The following is an 18,114-nucleotide window of genomic DNA, read 5'->3' as shown; positions in this document are numbered from 1 at the left end:
TACGGCGGTGAAATGGGTTTGGGGTTTGAATTTACAGGTATTAGTTCGGACCTGGGCGTCCAGTAAATTTGTATGATAAAAAACCAAGGAAATTATTTATTAACCTCAATTCAGAAACAGAAACCCAGTGTTAATTTATCTAATAATGTTTACGGAAGAACAACATAAAACAGAGCAATTTTAATTCAGGAAAACAAATAAAAAGAGTGACCAGCATATTCTCTGAAGCGATGAATATCATCAGGAGATAAACAATGAATATCCAGAGTCCCCTTTTCGCCAGCATCATGCTGGTTCTGTCAGTGTTCTCATCTGCACAATCAATCCCTCTTACCCGAGCACTCCATCCTGAGGGTTCCATTCAACATCCTGCCATCGTCAACTGTTCCGATACCGCAGAATTACCCGATGAGAAAATCACCCCACCAGTATCCTCAGCATCCCGAATGCTATCCTAAAAAAATATCTGCCGGAGGCTGGAACCTGAAGGTGAAACTGCAGGTTCCACTCTATGGTTTACCTTCCCTGTCTGGATATATGCTCACCAGGAGCAATCCAAACCTGATGAGGGGATATTTTCCATTTTAATCAAGCGTTAAAGAGCGGACAAACTCAATCAGATCCTTGCTTTTCCTTAATTTCGGCCAGCAAAGAGTTAAGGTCGGTGTAGCTGCAGGATTGTGCAGAGGGCAGTAACAGACATTGGGGCAAAGTTACAGAACACGGGGTTTCCGGCACCAGCCTGACTCCTATTGCCATCGACACCATGCCAATAGTGTAGTGGCACACTAAATTGACGCTTACTTTACCTGCCGGGCAATAGATTTATGTGTCTTTAGGCATGGTGTGAAGTTGCGGCTTATACAGCTAGCCTTCATTCAAACCGCTGCTCTCGTTCACTATCTTCCCGTTGTTCGCGTTCTTTTTGGCATTCCACCAACTGAATCATTTTTTCACAAACTATTTTGCTAGCCTCGGCGATATCTGAACGCTCATGTTTGCTCAGTGTACTGATGACCCTTGATCTAGCTTGCATTATGTTCGCTAGGCTACCAGTACAGGATGATGGAGTGATTCGCTCAGCGAAAGACTCCAGTACAGCTAGTGGCTCTGGTGACGCCTCTAAAAGTTCTATAGCCGTCTCGTGTATGGTCAGTGCACTCTGCTCACCATTTTTTGACCAAAGAGTTACGCCACCAGCTACAACGGGCCAAATAAAGGGATCATTTCTGGCGTGGCACCATGCAATTAGAACGCTTGTATTTATCTTTGCTAGGGGATAGGTGCGTAAGCCACCACGTCCAATAAAGAATTGTCTTCTTTGCCGCTGTTCCTCAGTACCTTCAAAAATGCGATTGAGAAATGCTTCTGGCATCGATGCAGCAGTTGTAGCTATAGTTTTATGAAATCCAGACACATATCCATAATGTTCATCAATGACGCTGAGTATTGTGTCCAACCACTCTATTTTTTTTGCTTCATTACCATCGAAACGCAATGCAGCATCGATAACTTGTTCCATGCGATAATCAATTGTACCCCCTTGGTCTCTGTCGCTGTTTTGAATCCTCTGGATGGCTGCAGCGAGACCGATTAATCGAAAGTCTGCACCGAGCGTATCTGTAGATTCATCTTTGCCATGAAGCTTCATGGATAGTGCATCCAAAATGACATCGTCACCGCTAACTTTATTTAGGAGGCGCTTAGCTAGATCAAGTAAAAGGACTCTCGGTAAATTGGCGTATTGGTCTCGCCAGAGAATTGGCTCATACATGAAAGGGCGAATATCTGGATCATCCAAATGCTTCATGCAGCGATCCAAATCATTTACTGTAAATTTCGCCCAAGGATGCAAGCCAACCAATACCTGTCGAAGTTCAGGATGCTGCGCACATTGGTCGAGAAACTTCTGTGCTAATGATGGATCGACAGAGTCAACTTCTTCTATGAATCCCCCAATAACTCCGAAGTCTTTGTTAGCATCTGGCTGTTTTTCAATTTGTTCAACAAGTCTCTGCCAGCCAACACGTAGATCATGTGCCCCTCGAGCAAGCCCTCGGCCAAAGACAGCACGATAAGGCATTCCACCCATAGAAAATAGATCAGATCCTAACTCCTCAAGCACATGATCTGATAAGGCAAAGTCGCGTCCTAATTGAAATGCTTTATCTTCTAGGCGTTTTCGGGCTGCGGTATATCTATTGGTGTCCTCATGATCAAAATCCGCATCCAGTGCCCAATAATCATGATTTGTACTCAACACGTATGTCTTTATTGTTGGAATTAGCTCAATGGGCTCTAACTCCTTCTCTAAGGCAGCAAGATTGTCCGGCACCGGCTCAACATCATCTCCATCGCTATGCTTGGTATAGTCAAAGTAGATCGTTGAGCGAACGGCTTTCCAACCTTCCTCCCAAGGACTATAAGCATTTAATGTACGGGCAGCATCGACGAGTTTGTCTCGCATTGCTTCTTGAAACCAAATTCCCCTGAATTTGTCAGCTAGAATTGATCGTGCTGGCCTTCCAAGCTCAGGATCTCCGGATGCCGCTAATTGGATAACAACGTCAATAAAGGCGCTGCGCCATTCGACAAGTTCATCATAGTTGGGTTCGTATCCATAGTCTCTTGGTCGAGCTCCAAACTCATTCCCCCCAAACCCTGACCATCGTGGGCCATCCAGGGCGGTTGACAGCATTTTGAAGCCCAGAGATCTACGCCTAATAATGCTTGATGCAATGCATTCGTTCATTAAAGCAATACGCTGGCTTAGGGATGCATGAGTACCAGACAGATACGCCTGGAAAAACCTTGGGACCATGTTTCTAGCAGAATCCAGGTCATTATTATCGGCTTCGTCCTCTGCTATTCGAATGAGAAGCCTGGCGCATCGTTCAAAGGCGTTCGGTTCGTATGCCATCAAATGTAAAAGACGGAGAATACTTCGTCGCTGCGGATTGTAGCCCGGCTCCATACCTTTGAAATCAGATGATGAGAGTACGGCCTCAATTCTGTTGAGCAATGCTTCAGGTGCAACCGGCCCGATATACCTGAGTATTCGTGACGAAATATCATTTAACTCGGCTATTCTTCCTAGCATCCCTTCAGGCTGGAGCCAGGCTTCTACAATTTCTTTCGCAACAGGATGATCATGCAACAACCCCAGACGATGCGAAAAAGACATTAATAAACGCTCACGATCCGGTGCTTCAAAAGTTTTCCTAAGTTGATCAATCGGAATACTATTAAGTGCGGACGCTGCCAACTTGTTCGCAATGGCATGAGGTAAGATAGCTCTCCAGTGAGCTCTTTTCTGGACAACGTGACGTTCCATTAGCTTCGTAACGGCTTTGAATAACTGGATTTTGGAATACCCTAGGAGCGCCCCCAATATTTCCAGTTCACCGGTAGCAGCATCTGTACTAGATACCGAGAATGAATATACCAGTGACAATATTTCAGCTTGCTCCCGTAAATTTCCGTCGGGATGATTACGCTGTTCAAACAAGCGATTAAATAACTGCGCATCAGAAAGTAGAGCCAAACTCTCTCCTTCCTCTCCTCTCTCCGCTATAGCCAAAGCAACTCTTGCATTTCCATCTGAAAACTCAGCAATTCGGCGGGCATTATTCTGACCAATAGACGGGAAGCGACAGAGAAGAAGTTGCTCTGCCACCTCCGGACCATCTGTCTCAATATGGATAACCTCAGTTGTCTGTGGTTTGTCATCCCTGATGTCGTACTCGATCGTGATGAGACTTACTTCTTTTCCTGCGGCTGATACTTTGCTGGCAAGCGAAGCATGGAGTTCTGATGGGCAATTATCAAGGATCATAATTGCTCGTCGGCCCTCAGCGATCAGCTTATCAAGCATTGCTGTAGCCGACGGTACTGGCTCAGAGCCAGTATCAACATAAATAGCTACTGTCCGGTCAAGCGCATCTGTTCCAACAGTTTCATCGAAGAGTGCCTGAACGATTCGGGTCTTCCCAACACCAGACAATCCTGTAATACGAACCGCCTTATTCGTCGACCGAATAAGGGCTCGCATTGGACTAATTGCTTCATCAATTTTGAGTTTTTGCCCTTTTCCCGATGGCAAAGTAATGGTTACGCCAGGGGCTGAGATTAAATTGTCTGTAACACCTTGTGGTGGATTGCTCCACGCACCGTATGGTTGCCAACCAGAATACCCTTGTCCAAGCTTCCCTTTTACCCACAGCATAACTGACGGGTGTTGGCGCAACCATTGAATGAGTTTGGACCGGCCGTAGAAATCAAGATGCAGATTTTTTTTGTTAGGATCATCTTTTACTGCATCCCTCATTGCTTTGAGACGGTCCGCCTTACCTGACGGCGAGCAATCATCCCCCGAGCTGACAATGACGTAGCTGCCTTGCTTTCTGGCTTGTTCAGATATGATGGGTGAAAGCGCTTTGCCGGTGCCCATTTCCCTCTCAATAGCAGCCTTTGGCATCTTATGTTTCTTTGCCTGAAAGACCGTATCAGGTCTTACAAGAAAGCCCGCTTTCAGTTGATCAACTGGAACCTGAACATGGATATCAATTCCTCCGTCAGGGGCGGTAATTGAACCTGACCAATTTACACATGCTGGGCTATGGCCGTGCATTGCTACTTCAGCTTCAGCAAGCCGAGCAATCAGCTCTTCTAGCTGAGAATCGGAGAGCCGAAGTAATTCGTCCTTTTCAATGTCAAAGATTGCCACGCTTTCACCTTAGTAAAAATTTCTGTCATGGTTCTAACACTATGGGCAAATATTCGTCCGCTCCACACTCTTCATAGCAAGCAAGCGCTGTTTGAGTTTTTTTGCTTTACCGGGATGGAATCTGGCCAATAAATGAACCTGCCCCAATGTTTGTGCATAGGAGCCCTTATCGAACTCGATAATTTCGCCCCTGAGAAACGCTTGCTCCAAATGATGGACCGCCGAGCGTATCTGACTTTGTCTTGCAGAAGAGAGGCCTGGCTTTGAGTTTACCGAAAGTCGGGTAACTTCCATCCGTTCTCCAGACGTTTTGATTTCGTGTTTAGTTCGTTTTGGCTGGTAACCGTGCCTGAAAAGCATGCCATAAATCGAGGCTATCACATTCTTTTTAGTCGGATTGTCAAGAAAGTTTACTGAAGAGACGGCAATATCATCAACGTAGCGAGAGTAAATTATCCCTCGCGTCCTGAGGCTAGCTTGCAGTGCCGGTTCATCTTTCCAAAACGCCAGGTTAGCCAGAAATGAACTAGTGATAGCCCCCTGAGGTAGCTCCCCCTTCCGGGTCGTCAGTTTGGTCAAACACTCGGCTACTTCCTTATCGAAACAAAAAAAATGTCGCCATATGTTTTGCACTATTGAGACTGAAGTTGACGGGAAGAAACGCGTGATATCTTCGTTAATAACGATCGTAGAACCAGCGTGCAAGGATGCGTTGATTTTATAGTCACAGCCTTTCAGACTACCTGTCAGGTATGCTGGATAAACAACGTGATCTAGGATATTACGCCTGATGTTGCGTTGTATTTTTTTGAGAGGTTCATATGCATCCCAGGTCTGACGCACACTTCCATCAGGCTTAGTGATTGTACTGGCGAGTCGGTACATATGATCCGCTCGATGGGCTAGGCTGAGGAGTTCGATAAGAGAAATATTCAGCGCTTTTGAGAGCGCTGTCATACTGCTGATGCGTCGTCTACTATAGAAGGGTGAGTCAGGCGGAGTGTGAATCATTAAGCAGCTCCAATGCGGTACGCGCAAGTTCCCCTTGGAGTCCCTTATCAATACCTTGAAGATCACCGGCCTCTGCAGCAATAAAGAAAATAATGCTAACAGGAATGTTGAGAGCAGAAGCAATGCTGGTAAGAGTTGAAAGCGTCGGATCGCGTTTATTGTTTTCCAGCATGGAAAGATAGGAAACTGAGCATTCTGCCTTCTGCGCCAAATCCGTCTGTGATATTCCCCTTCGCGTCCGGCATAACTTGATGGCCTGTCCGATATTCATAATTAACCCCGTAAATAAATATTGGGCCTGCTGCGTCTTGGCTCTGTTGCATTAGAGCATCCAATCATCAATGTTTGTGATCAGACGAATGACAACGTCAATAATACGCAGTGCCCGGAAGACAATATCGTCAAACCGGAACCCGCTTCTTACCGGGCTGTCACGATGAATGCGTAACTGACGCAATACATCTTCCAGCTCTGCCAGAGCGCCAGCATCGAGTTGGCTGCAGTGAGCATCGCGCAGCTTTTCAAGCGTTGCGATGGTGTTCTTTAAAGTATCGTGATTCATGTTGCTCTCCTTTGAATCGGCAAAACGCCGAAGCCCCGTAACAAGGCGATGGCCGAAAGGAGCCAACCCGATGCGCAAGCCCAACACCAGTCTTCGCGACGATGAAGCCCCGTTAATTCCGATAGTGCAGTTACCCAGCAGCCGCATATCGCGACTGGCTACATACCACCATCATGACGAACGTGCTTCAGACTGACCGGTTACGCTGGTCTGCCCGTCAAAATCTCCAACACCGGATGAAGGAGCGGCCTGATAAGCAGGCGATTACGCTAGACCTTCGCTGTTACGATGAGAACAATCATTTTTAAAGAACACAGCTCAGGCGGAACGCCTGACCTGTGATGAGTAAACTATATTTTTCGATTTTAGGCAATAAAATTTCACTGTCAGTGAAATTTTATTGCCTATCCAGTACACCTCATGCCTATAGCTTGATGTCTGCTTTGAGCGAAAAGCGGACATTGCTAACAGCGGTCTATGTGAAACTCGCGGAGCAGGTCACCTATATGTCTGAATTTTGAACTCACTGAGATCACTACTTTCAACTATCTCAAAAAAACTGATGTCATTTTTCATATGTTTATCAATAAGGTTTTTGAAGAATAATTTACGTTCTTTACTCATTCTCAAGCCAAAAATGACTTGATTGAATGTCCCGGGAAAATCAAACAAACCAGATTCTTCTTCAATGTAACGCCATTCTTTTTCATACTCCCAGGCAGGAGTTTTAGTGCTGATGGTTGATCTAAATGTATCGTCTTCAAATGAAACTCTTTGAATATTAGATACGCCACTGTAGGGCGCCATAATGTGCACTTCGTTTTTAAAACCAACCTTGAACATAGGTTTTTCTTTGGCGTAATTAACAGGTAAACAATTTCGGGCGCTAGCTAATTTACAATCACCAGATGTACTAAATCCAAATACAATACCTTTATGATTATCTCCATAATGTGCCCACATCAATTCATTGCTACAAGTTTCACTAAGACTAAAAACCCCAACTAAAGACAGGCGGTGTCGCATATCTTTAAATATATCTCTTGGATTTGACAACTTCATACCATGTTCAAAATATAGAGTCCGAAGAGCCTTCATTTTTCGATCGTGACTCAAGTTTCTAAAACGCTTCAACCATTTTCTAGTAGATCGTTCATTCAGTGAAAAAAGGGTTTCCGGTGGCTGAAATTTAGGCAGAGTAGTTACAGCCCCCATTATTTGCGCCCGCTCAAGTTCAAGAATTGTCCTTTCCTCCCAATCTTTGGGAATCTCACCAATTCTACATTCTAACGGATCATTTAGTTGTCTTGGGGATGCAAGCCAGACTTTTTTATTTTTTATTATTTCTTCTGTTCGCTCAGAATCATCTCTATACTTATAAAGAGTCTCGGGTTTTATTTTTTCAGGCTCAGGCACTTATAAACTCCCTCTTCTTTTTTTGATTTTCACAAAATATTAAAATTCGTAGGTGGTTAAAATAAAATGCAAAATTGGTTGTGGGACTAAATGCAGAACAATTAGGAATAATCAGAAACTACTGGCTCGCATTGAAATACACTTTGCTATAATTGCCAAGTTTCCATGAATTCAATAGACCAGTAATAGAAGTTCATGAATAAAATTATCATTAATCAGGTGGCAACATAATCCTATTGCATCCTACATCATATCAAGTTCGATGTCAGCTTTTGGCACTCAACTGCCATAGGCGGGCCCAAGGGCAGCTTCGAACGCAGGCTGTATGAAAACTCTGATTGCTAACAGAAGGTCACGCGTTTAGATGGCTTCTTAGAAAATTTGCATAGAAAGATGATGCAGATTTTACTTAAAAGCGCAGGCGTCAGCCTCTTTTGCATTCACCTCTGAAGCTTAAACCGTTTTCACACAGTCTGGGCACGAGGCGGACATGTCAGCGGTATTGCCCACTCAGATCGAGGAACGAGCATAACATCTTGCCGAGTCGAGCTAAAGAAGGCAACGCAACTGATGATGAACAATCTTGTTCCGACATCTGACGTATAGCCTCAGCGGCAGCATGATTAGGAGCATGTATATTGATGCAGAACAAACGATCTGTGACATCGCATTCCAACTCATGCGCATCACCGAATCATGCGATGCCTGTATTGACCACCAGAACATCCAGCGGACCGTAATTACGCACCAGCTTAATACAGTGTATGATAGCGAGAAATGTGACACTTACAGTGTAAGAACCGATTAACTAGGAAGACAGAATATTTAGGGAGACTTAATGACCGACCACTCCGATATCATCCGTATGTACACTATGGAAGGAGCTACGCATTTATACTCAAGTGACCCCTTTCTTCTAACGCCAGCTGATCTTTACCATGTTAATAAAAATCCGATTTATCAGCAGGCGCTTGCAAACTGCAATATTTACTTGATTGTAAGTAGGGAGAGAATATATATTAACCCTGCTAAATTTTCGTTGGATGGTAGAGTTGTCAGTGGGTATTTTTTGGTTAACAGATCCATGCGAAGTGTTAACGTCCCGTTTGAATATACTATTCCAGAAAATATCGTCTATGATGAAAAAGATATTCTGGATGTCTATGTCGACTTAAACGGTACCAAGCTCATTGTCATGACGCCGGCCATTAAAGAAATCATTGCGGTCAGCACCATTGTGGTTCAGGCTCATTCGCTTTTGACCTCTGCAGACACTGATCTAAACGTTATGTATGTTGGACAAGGGATTGGCAGGAAAAGAACGCGCACCGCTGTCGATAGACTGCATGCACATTCAACGCTACAACGTATCCTTGCAGAAACAAGCACCCATTTCCCTTCAACGGAAGTGCTGCTCATGCTGTACCGGTTTGAGCATGGCAGGACAATTATAAGCAGCGGTGGAAACCTAAATGTTGAGCCTCTGTCTTCTGCGGAGGACGATTCAGTTCATCTGTCACAGTTAAGCAGCGTGAAGCTCAACAGAAATGAGGTCGTTTCCCTGGCAGAGGCTGGCCTGATCAATTACTTCAAACCCCAATATAATGTGTTAATTAAACATTCCGACTTCTCTTCAAAATCCCGGCTCACAGTATTAAACCGGCTCATTAACAGAGGTATAACGGGCTTAATCGTTGAGATTTGCAGTGCGAATACGCGATCCCGAATCGGAACTCAACATGCTATACCCATAGGATTAGAAGAATTATATACTCCTGAACAATTAGCTGGAACACTCATTAAAGATGAAGCGGTGCGTGTGCAATGGCAACAGGAATTATATCTACAGGCTCACACTCATCTAGCTCGTTTTCCTCTGACACACCAGTCAGAGCGCAATACCTTTCTGCATGGAACAGTTTTTATGAATGATCCCGACATTTAATGGGACTGAGCCTGCATCCGCTCACAAAGTTTTCCTACTTTGGGAGTGAACATTTGAAAGTTTGACCTGCCACTCCTTAGATTAACATTGGCTGTTGAAAGCGGAGTTTGCTTCACTTGTGAAAGGTGATATGCTGGGAGAGTACTGTCCGCGAAGAGCGAGAAGCGGCCCCCCTCATGGAGTAAACCGCCCCCGAGTGCTGTGAAAATGATACGAGAAATATAGATTACTTAACTCGCCTCCCAGTCTCATCAATGAATATTATTCTTGTTATCTGTGACCGTTTTTATTGTAGTGGTAATGAGAAATTGCGCTAGCAAAATAGGCTTTGGTTATCATTATGAAGAAATTCAATAAGTCTGCTATATTATCAACATCAATATCAGGTTTATTTTTGTTTTCTTTTGTTATCTTTATGTAAAAGTCAACAAACTTACTTTTTTCTTTATCGGTTATACGATAGTTTAATTGATGGCTGATTTTATTTCTTATGCTGTTAAAGTCTTTTATTCTTACATATATCTCATTGTATGGAGGTTTAGCAGACTCATGTTCTATTAAAGCAATTTTTTGGGAGAATGTGAGTTTTGCATCGCCCCAAGACAACGAGGGATATCTTAAATTAAGATAGTCACTTATATACTTTTCAGGACTCAAGTGTGCGGTAAGAAATGCACCTATGAACTCAACATCAACTCCATCAACATGTTCCCATATATTTTCATTTTCAGTAGTGATACCTGTGTACACAACGGTTGATGCCAGATCTTTCCAGTCCATATTTAATCCTTTCAATCTCAACATTGACAGAATGTAATTTTTATCAAGATATTATTAATTTAATGTTAACTATTAGATATCATATTTCTAAACAACGCAATAAAACAAAATTCTTATAAAAAAAGTTCATAATTCAAGTTAATAGAAAAATTGGTTTAATGGCACATATTAGGAATGTGGCGAATTTTACATCTGGAGGCATAATATCTCCGATGGCTATCTAAGCCGTGAGGACTCAGTATTTTTGGCGTACTCTTCTAGATCGTAGGCTACTTGAATAAAAAGATCCGCCAATCCAACTCCGTATTTTTCTTTTGTTTCAAGTAGATTATCCGATTTTTCTAGAGCATCATGAAGCTGCTCGAGTCCATCGGTCATATCATGAAAACTATTTATACATTGTGCTATTAGATGCAATAGCTCACCCTTATTTGGTTTATAGCCTAATTGATGAGCAAATTTATTTCTCATCTTGTTAATATTTTGCAGGCAACCAGCTACTTCATCTGGTATTAATTCCAAGGAATTAATGAAGGCGATTTTTCTACTATGGTTCAATGAAAGAAAATACTTTTTTAGCTTAATGTCGTAGCTTAGAATTATCTTTTCAAGAAGATGTTCAACTACTAAGTGACCTATAACGAATCCTGTCAGCAAATCTGAATCATCAATCCTATAGAACAAGAATTCTTCATATTCATTCATATTATCGGGCATTTTTACTTGACTCCCTATGGTTAACGAATGACATTTATCATCTCTAACACGTTTCTTGCTGATTCTACGAGATAAGCGACAAGTGTAAAAGGTAGGTGATGTATTCCTCTTCAATTGACTCACCGTGAGGTAAGTATGTCCGCTTCTGGCACTGAGCTGACTTTTAGATCTCTTTGAACATAGTTCCACTTAGGCAGACTCTTCGATGCCCGCTCTAACTACGTTTTCCTTTCAGGTAACGATCACCAGCTATAGTAGAGCGCTCAAATCAGTTTTGCGAACCCCGCAACTATTGGTGGTCATTCTGGTGGTCTTGACAGAAATAAATTTCTGATTTAGCTTACTTATTAGCCAGTTACTGGCAAAGGCGATCCCAGTCAGAGGAGCCAAATTTAGAAAATCCCGCTTAAGGAAACTTAAGCGGGATTTTTGTTTTTATCAATTTATTCAATGCCTTCACGTGCAAAATTCTTTCCGGTGCACATTCCGCTTTTCCTCTACATAGGGAGAATGTGGTGGTCGGATTCGGGGTCAAGTTGGTTCGATGACGGAGTGACCCCAAAATGTCTCTTAACGACTCAAAAATCCGCAACGTAAAACCATCCGCAAAACCCTTCAAAGTTTCCGATTATCACGGTCTGTACCTTTTAGTTAATCCAGGTGGTTCACGTCTCTGGTATCTCAAATATCGCATCAATAGAAAAGAATCCCGGCTCGGCTTAGGTGCTTATCCTGATGTGTCTTTGGCCGATGCACGTGACGGTGCAACGCTGGCGCAGAATATCAATCGCAAAATGCTGGCACAAAAAAAACCATTCAAGCAACATTGGAGTGGCGAACCTGGTCAGAGAACCATGCTGCCCGTCTGCTCGCCAGCATGAACAATCATATCTTCCCGATAATTGGACACCTGCCGGTCACAGAACTGAAAACCCGTCATTTCATCGACCTGCTGAAAGGTATTGAGAAAAAAGGTCTGCTGGAAGTGGCGGCCCGTACCCGACAGCATATGTGCAACATCATGCGTCATGCTGTGCATCAGGAGTTAATAGAGCACAACCCGGCGGCAAATCTGGACGGCATTATTACCCCTCCCGTTAAACGTCACTACCCTGCCCTTCCGCTGGAGCGGCTACCTGAACTACTGACTCGCATTGAGGACTACAAGCAAGGACGAGAATTAACCCGCTTGGCGGTCTCACTTACCCTGCACCTTTTCATCCGTTCTAGCGAATTGCGCTTTGCCCGTTGGTCTGAGATCGATTTCAGAAACAAAATCTGGACCATTCCAGCCACCCGCGAAGCCATCCCCGGTGTCCGCTACTCTGGGCGTGGAGCGAAAATGCGCACACCGCATATCGTTCCCCTCTCTCGCCAGTCCATCGCTATACTGAAACAGATACGGGATATATCCGGGCATCAGGAACTGATATTCCCCGGTGACCATAATCCATATAAACCAATGTGCGAAAACACGGTCAACAAGGCGCTGCGCTTGATGGGTTATGACACCAAAGATGAAATCTGCGGCCACGGATTCCGCGCAATGGCCTGTAGTGCCCTGATGGAATCTGGACTGTGGGCGCAGGATGCGGTTGAACGACAGATGAGCCATCAGGAACGCAATAGCGTTCGAGCGGCCTACATCCATAAAGCTGAATATCTCGATGCTCGTAAAGCGATGATGCAATGGTGGTCGGATTATCTGGATGGATGCTATGAAAAATATATTGCGCCATGGATATGTGCCAGGAAACATAATTACTCTATGAATACGCTATACAACTCTTAGCAGTTTGGTACCAACTTTTAATTTTAGAGCGGGGATTAAGCCCCCTGCTCTCTGTTCTCACAGTTCCTTTCATACATCTTTTATAAATAAAAGGGTTATTGAGGCCAGATTAGATATCATTCAGTTCAACAATCTAGGAACTCTTACATGGGATCTAACGCCAAAAAATCTCGCATAATCATAATAACTCGCTGAATCGCAAAGCCTACATCTAACATTACCATCTCAGCCGCAAGATAACGGTTCCGTTATCCTCTTTGTGCTGTCTATCTTGAGACCTTTTACAGGCCTAGACGATAAACGCTTAACTTGCCTAGTGTTCAGTCGAGTGTTTCAAGAATATTAGTCAGCCATATTCGAAGTGGGTTATCGTTACTTTTGCGATGCCATGCAACTGTGACATCAAATTGGGTCATTGTCTCTTTGGTATCAATTTTAAAATAATTACCTAGGGCACCAATCGCTGATGGAATAAATGCAATAGCGTCATTCGCAGTGAAAAAAGCGCTGAGCGTCGTATAACACGGTAACGTAGCGATGACGTTATTTTTCATTCCGGCTTTGTCAAAAAAATCATCAACCAGATTTTCAATGTTACCGGCACTCGGAGCAAACTTAACGGCGGGAATGTCTGAGAATGACATGTTCATTTCAAGTTTTCCCGGAATAGCTGAGCCATGTCTGACCACACAGCAGTATTCTTCACGCCGGATATTTTTGCGTATCAGTCCGGCATCAATATGATTCGAAAAACCCAGCACCAGATCGACATCACCGGAATTAAGACATTCAACGTGGTGGCTGGCATTGAAGTCTATGATTTCAACGCTGGCACGTGGTGCCAGCGCATGTAGTGTCTTCAGTAAGGATGGGATAATAGTAAGCTGAGCATATTCGTTTGCCATTATGCAGATGCTGAAATCCTGAATGTTCGGATCAAATACCTGGGGTGAACGAAGCTGGCTAACCTCATCCAGAATTTTTTCTACTTTAGGCACAAGAGAAAGGGCATAGTCGGTCGCCTCGAGTCCTGCATTCCTGCGTACAAACAGCTCGGTGCCGAAATAGGTTCTGAGTCTTTTAAGATATGCACTGACCGCCTGCTGAGAGATATCCAGCTTTGAAGCTACCCTTGAGACATTAAGTTCTTTAACCAGCTGTAAAAATACACGCATGTGTTTGATATCAATGAAATCCACGTTTAGTTGTACCTCATACAATTATTGCTTTATTTAAATTGTATCATAACCCATATATGATTTCTCCTGTCTTTCATAAACATATCCGAGGTAAATAATGAAAACTGTAATTCTGATTGGTGCTCAGGGGAAAATGGGCAAAGCGGCGCTAACCGGTTTGGGCGATCACAAAGTGATTACCGCCAGTCGCTCAGGAAAAGGTACGGACTATCAGGTAGATATTACCAGTCATGAATCCCTGAGAGCACTTTTCAAAAACGTCGGCGCCTTTGACGCTGTTGTTAACGCCGTTGGCCACTGCGAGTATGCCAATTTTGTCGATATGACGGCTGAGCAGTGGGAGCTCACTGTCCAGAGCAAAATGCTGGGTCAGATCAATGTCGTTAAAATAGGCCTTGAGTACATCAACGACCGCGGCTCATTCACTTTAATTTCCGGCATTCATAATGTGAAACCTATCCCCGGCTCTATTGCGGACGCGACAACCAGCGGTGCTATCGACACATTTGTACAGTGTGTGGCTAACGAACTGCCCCGCGGGATCCGTATCAATGTAGTGAACCCAACTGTACTGGAAGAAGCCTGGGATGTTTATGGCCCTATGCTGCCAGGGTTCCAACCAGTTCCGGGCAAACTGGTCGGAAAAGCGTTCCAGCGTTCTGTTGACGGATTTATCAACGGTAAAGTTCTCTTTGTCGATGCCTAACTACCAGTCGGTCTGTTATTCAGCGTAACTGCTATAGCCTGAGGAGGAGCATAACTCCGGACTCAGGCTATATGCGTTGGGAACTAAATGAATTTCAGAGTGATGCTCACGACGGTTTTCAGTACGCAGCTTCAGTGTTTCTTTCCCTTTTTTCTAGCGCTCCCGCGAAAATACTGAGCAGGAAAGCGAAGAAAACGACCACACCGGCAAGCCATGTGGTATGCAGGAGACCGAAATGGATTACGACCAGGCCACCTATCCAGGTTCCGCCAGCGATACCAATATTGAAGGCCGATATATTCAGCCCTGATGCCACATCCACAGCTTCAGGAACGAATTTTTCAGCCTGCCTGACAGCCAGATATTGCAGTACAGGGACGTTTGCAAATGCGGCAGCACCCCAGACAAATGTAGTGACCAGCATCAGCCATGAATTAGATGCTGTCAGATATAAAGCGAACAACACCAGGGACAGTAATAAAAATATAATTTTCAATGCATTAATAGGGCCATGTCTGTCAGAGATCCGTCCGCCATACAGATTACCCAGTGCAGCTGCAAAACCGTATACCAGCATGACACCGCTTACAGCAGCGGGTGAAAATCCGGATATTTCCTCAAGAGTAGAGGCAAGGTAGGTAAACGTTATAAACGATCCCCCATACCCGACCGCGGTCAGGGAATATGCCAGTATCAGTTGGGGGTTTGTCAGAACCCTGAGTAGAAATCTTACTGGCGCGGGTTCAGATTTTTTTATGCCGCGAGGGATCAGTAACAAGCTGCCTGCAAAGGCGATCATCCCGAGAACAGACACTGACAAAAATGTGGCTCTCCAGCCAAGGTGCTGAGCGATGAAAGTACCCAAGGGAACACCGGTGACCAGAGCAACGGTCAGCCCGGTGAACATGATAGCTATTGCACTCGTGGCTTTATCTCTTGGAACAAGGCTGGCAGCGATAGTTGAAGCAATGGAATAGAACACGCCGTGTGCCATGCCGGTGATGATCCTCGCCACAATCAGCGAAACGAACCCGGGAGCTTGCCAGGCATACAAATTGCTTAGAGTAAAAACGGCCATCAGGCATAGAAGAAGCGTTTTGCGGGACATTTTTCCTGTGGCTGCAGTTAAAAGAGGTGCACCCACTGCCACCCCCAGCGCATAGAGACTGACAAGCAGACCCGCTGACGGTAATGAAACTGATAAATCAGCTGAAATGATGGGAATGATTCCAACAAGAACAAATTCAGCTGTCCCGATAGCATAAGCGCTGATCGTCAAAGCGAAGAGTGCTATTGGCATAAAAATCCTTAATCGATAAATGTAAGGATTAATACTGAAATATCTCTGTGAATAAGAACAGATTTATGCCGTTAAAACACTTTTGACTCAAAGGCAAAGATGAAAACAACTTTAGCAGAAATGCAGATATTTATTGCTGTTATAGAAACAGGGACATTATCACGAGCTGCGTATGAGCTGGATCTTACCGTATCAGCTGTTAGCAGAGCGCTTCGACGACTGGAGGAGAAATTAGATACAGTACTGGTCAGACGCTCAACGCGGAGACTGGAATCCACTGAAGAAGGAAGGACATTCCTGGAATATGCCAAACAAATCATTGCTTCAGTAGAGGATGCAGAAGAACATGTCACCATGAAACGTCGTCATCCATCCGGGAAGATTCGGATCATTGCGTCCACGTCTCTTGTACTGCACGTCATTACACCGGTTCTGCATCGATATCAGAAATGCTATCCTGAGATAGAGATTGAAATAATTTCAAATGACAATGTTTATGATTTGCTTGAACACAGAAGTGATGTTGCTGTTTGCATCGGAAAACTCAAAGATTCCGGCTTACATGCGAAGATACTTGGGCTGTGCCAGATGATGTTTGTCGCCTCTCCGCGATACATTGCAGAGCATGGTATGCCTCATCGAGTTGATGCATTAAAAAGCCATAGGCTGATAGGTTATAAACAAAACTCCTTAATGAATGACTGGCCCCTGGATACGGGCGAAGAACACTATTATAAAATTCAGCCGTCCATTGTCGCTTCAAACAGTGAGATTATAAGACAGCTGGCCATTCACTCGTCGGGTATTGCTTGCCTGCCAGAACCGTATGTAAAAAATGATATTACAAAGGGTGATCTTATCAATCTTGATATAAAAGAGAAACTACGTGTCCGTGAACCACTCAATGCGGTTTATTATAAAAACATTATTCTTCCATCAAGAACCTCATCATTTGTAGAGTTCCTCGCGGAAAGTTTAGTGTTGCCCTCGGAATAAATACGTTATCTGATATCATCATAAATAATAGAAAGTGCTACCCGGTAAATGTGGGACTGTAATCAACGACACAGGAAAGGGATTAGGGTTTCCCCGTTCGTAGTAATGACATCCCGAAACCAGTAAAAACTATCCTTTGGATACCTTGCATAATCGCCATCGCCGCTGTTGTAATAGCTGAACGAGATGAAGTCCACGTGTAAGTATCCCGGCAAAACGAACCATTCACTTTTAGAGATCTTCCGATCATACTGATTTAACCGCTACGATCGACCCGTTGAACTCAAAGCACAGAGCGACATTTGAATTTTACCCACCTCAGATATCTGAACTTAGTTTTGACACCGAAAATGTCAGGTTTCATAACTAATGTGGCATAATGTACCTATTATTTGTCCATGGTTAAAATTCAACATCAAAAATGGATGAGATTGATAACCGCATTTTGCGGGAATTACAAAAAGACGGGCGCATTCCCAATAATGTGCTGGCTGAAAAAGTAGGTCTATCTCCCTCCCCTTGCCTGCGTCGGGTGAAACAACTCGAGGAAAGCGGCGCGATCGAGCGGTATGTTGCTATCGTCAACCCAGCCACGTTGGGGCTCAATTTATCAATCTTCGTTCGCATCTGGCTCGACAGCCAAGGTGAAGAGACCGTGGGGCATTTCTGCCGCGAAATCAAGCTACTGCCTGAGGTCGTAGAGTGCCACCTGATGGTGGGAGACTGCGATTTTTTATTGCGGGTCGTAGCAGCAGACCTGAATGCGTACCGGCAATTTCAGATCAAACATTTAGCCCGCATCAAGGGGGTTCAAAGCATGAAAACGGAACTGCCAATGCAGACAATTAAACACACCACCGAACTCCCCATCCGTTAGGCTAGCCGCGGGCTCATGCCCGCCAAATCACTATTTAGCGTAAATTTCGATTCTGTATACGCCCTCGATACCTGGAATTCCACACCT

At 44.2% G+C, this 18,114-nt stretch carries 13 protein-coding genes and 2 pseudogenes; 5 read left to right on the top strand and 10 right to left on the bottom strand.

What is annotated here, in order from left to right; translation table 11 throughout:
• Window positions 1-874 precede the first annotated feature (874 nt).
• From HP572_RS04810 to HP572_RS04785, 6 genes and pseudogenes are all read right to left on the bottom strand, one after another.
• Window positions 875-4,726, bottom strand: coding sequence for a hypothetical protein (locus HP572_RS04810; RefSeq protein ID WP_240584914.1), 3,852 nt, complete (start codon window positions 4,724-4,726; stop codon window positions 875-877).
• Window positions 4,727-4,765: 39 nt separating this feature from the next.
• Window positions 4,766-5,737: a reverse transcriptase family protein gene (locus HP572_RS04805; RefSeq protein ID WP_240584913.1), complete on the bottom strand. Its 972-nt coding sequence runs from the start codon at window positions 5,735-5,737 to the stop codon at window positions 4,766-4,768.
• A complete protein-coding gene (locus HP572_RS04800; protein WP_111778825.1) occupies window positions 5,718-6,008 on the bottom strand; it encodes a helix-turn-helix domain-containing protein in 291 nt (96 codons plus the stop codon). The genes HP572_RS04805 and HP572_RS04800 overlap by 20 nt, the downstream gene beginning before the upstream one ends.
• A 51-nt stretch (window positions 6,009-6,059) precedes the next feature.
• Window positions 6,060-6,299, bottom strand: a complete 240-nt coding sequence (locus HP572_RS04795) for a hypothetical protein (protein WP_111778826.1) — start codon at window positions 6,297-6,299, stop codon at window positions 6,060-6,062.
• Window positions 6,300-6,797: 498 nt separating this feature from the next.
• Window positions 6,798-7,715: a DUF2971 domain-containing protein gene (locus HP572_RS04790; protein ID WP_240584912.1), complete on the bottom strand. Its 918-nt coding sequence runs from the start codon at window positions 7,713-7,715 to the stop codon at window positions 6,798-6,800.
• 586 nt (window positions 7,716-8,301) lie between these two features.
• Window positions 8,302-8,472 (bottom strand): annotated as a pseudogene (locus HP572_RS04785) (SDR family NAD(P)-dependent oxidoreductase); the annotation flags it as partial.
• 81 nt (window positions 8,473-8,553) lie between these two features.
• On the opposite strand from HP572_RS04785, the gene HP572_RS04780 reads away from it, so the two are divergent.
• Entirely contained in the window at window positions 8,554-9,660 is a 1,107-nt protein-coding gene (locus HP572_RS04780) for a hypothetical protein (RefSeq protein ID WP_240584911.1), read from the top strand.
• A gap of 270 nt (window positions 9,661-9,930) precedes the next feature.
• Here HP572_RS04780 and HP572_RS04775 read toward each other — a convergent pair whose 3' ends face one another.
• Window positions 9,931-10,440 carry a hypothetical protein gene (locus HP572_RS04775; protein WP_240584910.1) on the bottom strand — a complete coding sequence of 170 codons (510 nt, stop codon included), beginning with the start codon at window positions 10,438-10,440 and terminating at the stop codon, window positions 9,931-9,933.
• Between the two features lie 216 nt (window positions 10,441-10,656).
• Window positions 10,657-11,157 carry a hypothetical protein gene (locus HP572_RS04770; RefSeq protein ID WP_240584909.1) on the bottom strand — a complete coding sequence of 167 codons (501 nt, stop codon included), beginning with the start codon at window positions 11,155-11,157 and terminating at the stop codon, window positions 10,657-10,659.
• Between the two features lie 563 nt (window positions 11,158-11,720).
• On the opposite strand from HP572_RS04770, the pseudogene HP572_RS04765 reads away from it, so the two are divergent.
• Window positions 11,721-12,949: pseudogene (locus HP572_RS04765) on the top strand (tyrosine-type recombinase/integrase).
• A 320-nt stretch (window positions 12,950-13,269) separates the two neighbouring features.
• On the opposite strand, the gene HP572_RS04760 reads toward HP572_RS04765, so the two are convergent.
• Window positions 13,270-14,148: a LysR family transcriptional regulator gene (locus tag HP572_RS04760; RefSeq protein ID WP_240584908.1), complete on the bottom strand. Its 879-nt coding sequence runs from the start codon at window positions 14,146-14,148 to the stop codon at window positions 13,270-13,272.
• Window positions 14,149-14,245: 97 nt separating this feature from the next.
• On the opposite strand from HP572_RS04760, the gene HP572_RS04755 reads away from it, so the two are divergent.
• Window positions 14,246-14,854, top strand: a complete 609-nt coding sequence (locus tag HP572_RS04755; protein ID WP_023345578.1) for a short chain dehydrogenase — start codon at window positions 14,246-14,248, stop codon at window positions 14,852-14,854.
• 118 nt (window positions 14,855-14,972) lie between these two features.
• Here the strand turns inward: HP572_RS04755 and HP572_RS04750 are convergent, their stop codons facing one another.
• Complete coding sequence (locus HP572_RS04750; protein WP_240584907.1) at window positions 14,973-16,154, bottom strand: MFS transporter; 1,182 nt, start codon at window positions 16,152-16,154, stop codon at window positions 14,973-14,975.
• Between the two features lie 99 nt (window positions 16,155-16,253).
• On the opposite strand from HP572_RS04750, the gene HP572_RS04745 reads away from it, so the two are divergent.
• Both HP572_RS04745 and HP572_RS04740 read left to right on the top strand, forming a co-directional pair.
• On the top strand, window positions 16,254-17,150 hold the full coding sequence (locus tag HP572_RS04745; RefSeq protein WP_240584906.1) for a LysR family transcriptional regulator: 897 nt from the start codon (window positions 16,254-16,256) through the stop codon (window positions 17,148-17,150).
• Between the two features lie 421 nt (window positions 17,151-17,571).
• Window positions 17,572-18,027: an Lrp/AsnC family transcriptional regulator gene (locus HP572_RS04740; RefSeq protein ID WP_240584905.1), complete on the top strand. Its 456-nt coding sequence runs from the start codon at window positions 17,572-17,574 to the stop codon at window positions 18,025-18,027.
• Window positions 18,028-18,114 lie beyond the last annotated feature (87 nt).

The sequence above is a fragment of the Pectobacterium sp. PL64 genome, assembly GCF_022477975.1.
Classification (GTDB): Bacteria; Pseudomonadota; Gammaproteobacteria; order Enterobacterales; family Enterobacteriaceae; genus Pectobacterium; species Pectobacterium jejuense.
This window is presented reverse-complemented; position numbering and strand designations above follow the sequence as displayed.